The organism is Sphingomonas sp. (assembly GCF_030145815.1).
GTDB lineage: Bacteria > Pseudomonadota > Alphaproteobacteria > Sphingomonadales > Sphingomonadaceae > Sphingomonas.
The window spans coordinates 1-3,924 of the sequence record NZ_JAIXHL010000071.1 but is presented as its reverse complement, the minus strand read 5'-3'; the positions used below and the strand labels follow the sequence as shown (position 1 = coordinate 3,924).

Here is a 3,924-nt window from a genome sequence, read left to right as displayed (position 1 = left end):
TCGGCGCTCGGCCGCAGCATCCTGCTCGGCCTGGAATTTCTGGTCGCCGGCGACATCGTCAAGTCGCTGGTGATCAACCCGACGCTCGACGATCTCATCGTGCTGGCCGGGCTTGTGCTGGTGCGGACCTTCCTGAGCATCTCGCTCGGGGTCGAGATCAACGGCCACTGGCCCTGGGAGGAAACGCGGATGGCGCGGGAGAAGGCGCGTGCGGCGTCGGATGGGTCGCCGGCTACGGCTGAGGCCGCCGGATGCGGCACAGCGCTCAAGCGATAGCAGATGGAAGGCGCATCATGATCGAGAGACGCGAATTGATGATGGCGGGCGCCGGCCTTGCCGCCGCCGGAACGCTGGCTGCGCCGGCGGCGGCGCAGCAGCATCGAATGGAAGGGATGGCGATGTCGATGACGGACTGCATCGACGATTGCGTGGCGTCTCACCGCATGTGCCTGGAAACCGCCGCCTGGCTGACGAAGCAAGGCGGCGCGTCAGCCACGGCGTCGCTGATCGCCATGCTGAACGACTGTGCGGAACTGTGCCAGGCGACCGCCAACTCGATGCTGCGCGAATCCCCCCTCCATACCATCCTGTGCCGCGCCTGCGCTGACGGCTGCGAACGATGTGCGCGGGAATGCCTGAGCCACGTCGTGGGCGAGCGGATCAAGCGTTGCTCGGCTACCTGCAAGGATTGCGCCGCCAGCTGTCGGATGATGGCGGACATGGCCAGCTGAGTGTCCTAGAACGCGCCCAGGCGTAGTGGGGTCAAGCAGCTCCGGCACGATTGAAGCGATCCGTCGGCTCCACAATGTGGGACCGCTGCGAAGCTGGGTCGTACGGGCGCGAAAGCGGGACTGGTTAGGTATCGGCGGTAGCGCTTTTAGACTAGCCAGGCAGCGATCGCGCCAACCACCGACTTGGTTTCGGCAACGTCGCGGACTCGAACGGTATCCAGCCCGAGGTGCTTGGCCGGATAATCATTTCCGCCCGGGAAGATCGCGTCACCGAAGAAGATCATCTCGTCGAGCGCGACGCCGGTCTGCTCGGAAAGGCGCTTAAGGCCATAGGCCTTGTCTATCCCTTCGCGCGTGATGTCGATCGATGTCGCCCCGCCGATATTGATGGCAAAGCCTGGCAGCAACGGCTGGAGCAGGGCCTGCAATTTCTTGCGCTTGGCGTGATCGTGATCCCACGTGTCCTTGGCCTCGAGCGGCGCTTGCTGACCGAGCGCGGAGAATGTGATCTGGCTGCCGCGATCCTCGATCTGCTCGCCCCAGATGTTCTCGTTTGCATAGCCCGCCTGCTCGACCGTCTTGGTTAGTGCTTCGCGGATGCGCTGGCTTTCGTCGCCGGTGAACAGATCGGCATAGATACGCGTCCATACTTAAACCCCGAGGCCTCCGACAAACTCGGGGCGGTTCAAGTTGATCAATAATCAGCCAGGCGAGCGTTCAATCACTGCGGCACCGATCCGAGTGAGCGTCTATTCCGACAATTTAGCCTGGGCCAGTCCGAGTGGCTGGTTCGGCGGTGGGCCTTGCCACGATCGCGCCGAAGCAAAAGCGGCGTGCGATTTACGTTTCGCTGTTCGCCAACTGCAGCAGGCGGCGTCGCTTTGCAGTGCTCGGGCTAGGCGGAGGCTTTGATGGCCGCCGTCTTCGGCCATCCGCGCCCAGCTTTTGCTAGTAGCCGAACTAAAGCGGACATTGCAGGCTGACCGCCAGCTTCGCAAATTACGTATACTGCCACCTCCAGGCCGATACCATCTCAACGGCAAGCTCCCGGGGGAGCGAGAATCGACCGGGCATGTGTCCGGTCGAACTGAAACTCAGACTTGAAGGAATCATATTTGCGCAAGAAAGCAGCGATTATCGCTTCGCTCGCAGCCTTTGGCGTCCTTGCCGTCGGCGCCGGGCCAGTTCTCGCCGATGGGATGCCGCCGGGCATGCCCGACCTTGAACAGACGCTCAAGGCGAAGCCGGCGCCGGCTCGGTCCGACACGGCCCAGATGCAAGGAATGCGACACCGCGAAGTACGGATGCACGGTGAGATGATGCAGGACCATCGGATCGCTATGCGGGAGATGGGAACCCAGGACGGAGCCTCCCGCATGTTGCATAGGTCGCGGGGCGGTTGCTGACCCTGCATTAAGCCAGCTCCGACCACGAGGCTGGGCGGCCAACGACCGTGGCCTAGTTCAACCGCAGCTTTGGCCCGCCGTTCTCCCACGGCGGGCCAATTGGCTTTTGCACTTCGCTGCCGGCCGCCATCAAGCGGGATCATGAATTCGCTTGAACTTGGGCCATGGTCCACCCCGCACGATCCCGCGCATGCTTGTCGCGATCAAAAGCGGATTCGTAAGTTACGTATACAGACTGCGTCTCGCTAGCAGCATTGAAGCTTCGGAATTGCCGGGATCGGAACGTCGATCGGGCAACAGGACGAACACTCGGAGACCCTCAATGCGACAGACGATATTTCGCGCGGCGACCATCAGCCTCTTCGCGACGCTAACCTTCGCCGCCGGCACCGCTCTCGCCCAGTCGACGCCCGCGCCCGCGCAGACTGCGCCGGCCCATGCCCACCAGCAGGGCATGGATCATGGCGGGCAGCAGATGCACGATCAGATGATGAAGGATCATCAGGCCGGCGCGCAGAAGCAGCCGGGGCAACCGGCCCAGCAGGATCAACAGGGCATGTCGGGGATGGCCGGCATGTCCGGCGGGTCGCCTGCATCGAACGGCTCGGGCATGGCCGGTAAGGCGAAGAGTGGCTGCTGCAAGATGCCGATGAAGAAGGCCAAGCCGGCCGCGAAGAAGAAGACCGCCAAGCCCATGGCCGACAAGCCGATGAGCGACATGTGAAGTTTCCAGCCCCGATAAAACACCCCCCGGGGCTGAGGGCCCGCCGCCGCCCCGCGGCGGGCCAGTTCTTTGACGATGCCCAGCGTCGCCCCGTGCTCCCAGCTTTCAAAGCCGGGACCGAGCAACTAACGTGAGAGAGGAAACAGTGATGCGAAAGCATCTTGGCGTCGGTGCTGCTGTTGGCTTTCTGCTCTTTGGCAGCACGCCGCTCCTCGCACAGGGTATCGGCCATAGCTTGTTCATGCGCGGCAAGATCGTCCGTACGGATGCGGGCGGCACAGTGGCCTGCCTGGGCAAGGCCGATGGCGCGCACATCGGGCAGATACTCGAAGTCTATCACGCAACGCCGCGCCACCGCCGCCTTGTCGGTCATGTCGAAGTCGACCAGATTTTCGACGACCATTACGCTCATTTCCGCGTGAGGGACGGGACGCTTCAGAAAGGCGATTGGGTGAGCCTAAAGCGCATCCGGGCGTAATGCCAGAATTGGAATGCCAAGCGCCGCCCTCACCTAAACAAGAATCGGCCGAGTAAGCGTGTCTCGGCATAATTCCGATCAGGCGTGCGCGAATAGGTTCGGGAGTCGATGAATAGTCATTGGCTCCGTTGGCGTGTCTGACCCTCAAAGCCCGCGACACCGATGCCAGACTAACTTCTGCGGAACTTACTTATAGGCCGCCCGGGCAAAGAGATTACTCCGTCAGGCCATCGATAGAGATGGAGTCAGGTTATGTTCGAGAAGGCGATCGGGACCATTAACGCGGCGGCCTCCTTCCGACACCGCTATGATAATTTCATCGGTGGTCGATGGAGCGCTCCTGCGAGCGGCGAGTATTTCGCGGACACGAGCCCGATCAATGGCGCCCAGATCGCCGAGTTCGCGCTGTCGACGCCGGAAGATGTCGAGCGCGCGCTCGATGCGGCGCACGCCGCCAGGGATCAATGGGCAAGGATCGCGCCCGCCGAACGCGCCAGGATTCTCAATCGCGTCGCCGACCGGCTCGAAGACAATCTGGAGTTGCTGGCACTTGCCGAGACGATCGACAATGGCAAGCCGATCCGC

6 protein-coding genes and 1 pseudogene are annotated in these 3,924 nt (G+C 62.5%); 5 read left to right on the top strand and 2 right to left on the bottom strand.

Going from position 1 to position 3,924, the window contains the following annotated elements; all coding sequences use genetic code 11:
* Both KYX69_RS22970 and KYX69_RS22965 read left to right on the top strand, forming a co-directional pair.
* Nucleotides 1-276, top strand: a 276-nt coding sequence (locus tag KYX69_RS22970; RefSeq protein ID WP_300501664.1) for a DUF1622 domain-containing protein, incomplete at its 5' end; no start/stop codon positions are given.
* Nucleotides 277-290: 14 nt separating this feature from the next.
* Complete coding sequence (locus KYX69_RS22965) at nucleotides 291-731, top strand: four-helix bundle copper-binding protein (protein WP_367280224.1); 441 nt, start codon at nucleotides 291-293, stop codon at nucleotides 729-731.
* A gap of 146 nt (nucleotides 732-877) precedes the next feature.
* Here KYX69_RS22965 and KYX69_RS22960 read toward each other — a convergent pair.
* Both KYX69_RS22960 and KYX69_RS22955 read right to left on the bottom strand, forming a co-directional pair.
* Nucleotides 878-1,378, bottom strand: a pseudogene (locus tag KYX69_RS22960) (HAD hydrolase family protein); the annotation flags it as partial.
* 462 nt (nucleotides 1,379-1,840) lie between these two features.
* Nucleotides 1,841-2,062: a hypothetical protein gene (locus KYX69_RS22955; protein WP_062121690.1), complete on the bottom strand. Its 222-nt coding sequence runs from the start codon at nucleotides 2,060-2,062 to the stop codon at nucleotides 1,841-1,843.
* A gap of 397 nt (nucleotides 2,063-2,459) precedes the next feature.
* On the opposite strand from KYX69_RS22955, the gene KYX69_RS22950 reads away from it, so the two are divergent.
* The 3 genes from KYX69_RS22950 to KYX69_RS22940 form a co-directional block, all read left to right on the top strand.
* Nucleotides 2,460-2,861, top strand: coding sequence for a hypothetical protein (locus KYX69_RS22950; RefSeq protein ID WP_047169239.1), 402 nt, complete (start codon nucleotides 2,460-2,462; stop codon nucleotides 2,859-2,861).
* Between the two features lie 148 nt (nucleotides 2,862-3,009).
* Complete coding sequence (locus KYX69_RS22945; protein ID WP_062788787.1) at nucleotides 3,010-3,339, top strand: hypothetical protein; 330 nt, start codon at nucleotides 3,010-3,012, stop codon at nucleotides 3,337-3,339.
* A gap of 252 nt (nucleotides 3,340-3,591) precedes the next feature.
* Nucleotides 3,592-3,924, top strand: a 333-nt coding sequence (locus KYX69_RS22940) for an aldehyde dehydrogenase family protein (protein ID WP_300501662.1), incomplete at its 3' end; no start/stop codon positions are given.